Annotated in this window: 1 protein-coding gene; it reads right to left on the reverse strand. The window is 63.9% G+C overall.

All coding sequences use genetic code 11. The features are described from left to right. A partial coding sequence (locus ACEK02_RS13980) for a strawberry notch C-terminal domain-containing protein (protein WP_371422284.1) occupies nucleotides 1-1,588 on the reverse strand: 1,588 nt, incomplete at both ends.

Raw genomic sequence — 1,588 nt, forward strand, 5'->3', positions numbered from 1 at the left:
TCGGTGAGCGAATAGGTGCTGCACCGGATCGCGGCCCTGCCGGACTTGCGATTGACGATCGGGCGCGCGTCGTCGCCCAAGATCCGCAACGCGCGGTCCAGCGGGAGCGGCTTGTAGCGCTCCTCCGTTTCGAGGCGCAGGATCTCGGTTTCCGCGCCGCTCGTCTCGTCGCGCCGGATCACCGTGCGATCGAGGATCGTGATGCGTTCGGCATTGATGCTCTCGACACCAAGATCGAGCGTGCCGGCTTCGCGCGCCGCCTCGATCCGGGCCTCGATCAGACCGAGATATTCATCGAAGATCGCATTCTGCAGCGCGATGCGCAGCGCGAGGATACGATTGAGCCAGCGCTGAATGGGCGGCAGCTCCTCCTTCAGCCCGCCGCCTTCGCCCTCCAGCTCAAGTCCGGTGAGGGTCTGGAATTCGTCAAGCGTGGTCGAGCGCAGCTTGCCGTCGGCCAAAAGGCGAAACCATGTCTCGAGCGATTCCTTGGCATAGTCGCTTTCAAGATTGTCCCGCGGGTCGAACAGACCCTGGCCGCCTGTCTGGCGCTGGCCCCGTGTCAGGGCGCCAAGGCTGTCGAGGCGGCGGGCGATCGTCGAGATGAAGCGCCGCTCGCCGCGGCAGTCGGTCGATACCGGACGGAATAGCGGCGCGGTTGCCTGATGCGTGCGGTGGGTACGGCCAAGGCCCTGGATGGCCGCGTCAGCGCGCCAACCGGGCTCGAGCAGATAATGGTTGCGGCGCGACTGGTTCTCGGCGGTGAGGCTGGCGTGATAGCTGCGCCCAGTGCCGCCTGCATCCGAGAAGATCAGGATCTTCTTCTCGTTCCGCATGAAGGCGTCGGTCTCGGCAAGGTTTGTTCGCGGCGAACGGCTCTCGATACGCTGGCGACCGTGCGCATCGACGACGATACGCCGGCTGCGTCCCGTAACCTCGGCGACCGCATCGCTCCCGAAATGCCCGATAATATGATCAAGGGCGGACCCCACGATCGGCAGGGAGCAGAACCGCTCGACGAGATTGTCGCGCATCTCGATCGCTTCCTGGCTGAAGATGGGACGGCCTTCCTCGTCGGACATCGGCTCGGAGCGGATCTTGCCAGTGTCATCGACGAAGGTCTTCATCTGTCGGACGGGAAAGGCCGCCGTGAGGTAGGACATGACGAACTCCTTGGGCGAAAGCTCGATGTCCAGATTCGCCCGGTCCTCGGCATTCAGCGCGGCCAGTGCCCGGTTGAGCATCGCCTCGGACGTCGAGACCAGCTGGATCACGACGCTCTCGCCCCGGGCCAGATCGGCACGGATCGCCGGTATCAGCGATGGCAGCTTCATGCCGATCAGGATCTGGCCGAAGAAACGCTGCTTGGTGGATTCGAAGATCGACAGTGCAGCGGCCTTCGCGCCGCTGTTGTAGGTGTCGTTTGAGAAGCTGTCCGTCACCCGGGTGGCATCGAGCGCGGTGCGCAAATTGGCGTGGATAATCGCCCACGCATCGGCATAGGCGTCATAGACCTCGATCTGGTCGGGCGTAAGGCGATGTTCGAGGATGTCATATTCGACACCGGCGAAACTGAGCGCCCTGGCGA

Source organism: Tardiphaga sp. (genome assembly GCF_041424195.1).
Lineage (GTDB): Bacteria > Pseudomonadota > Alphaproteobacteria > Rhizobiales > Xanthobacteraceae > Tardiphaga.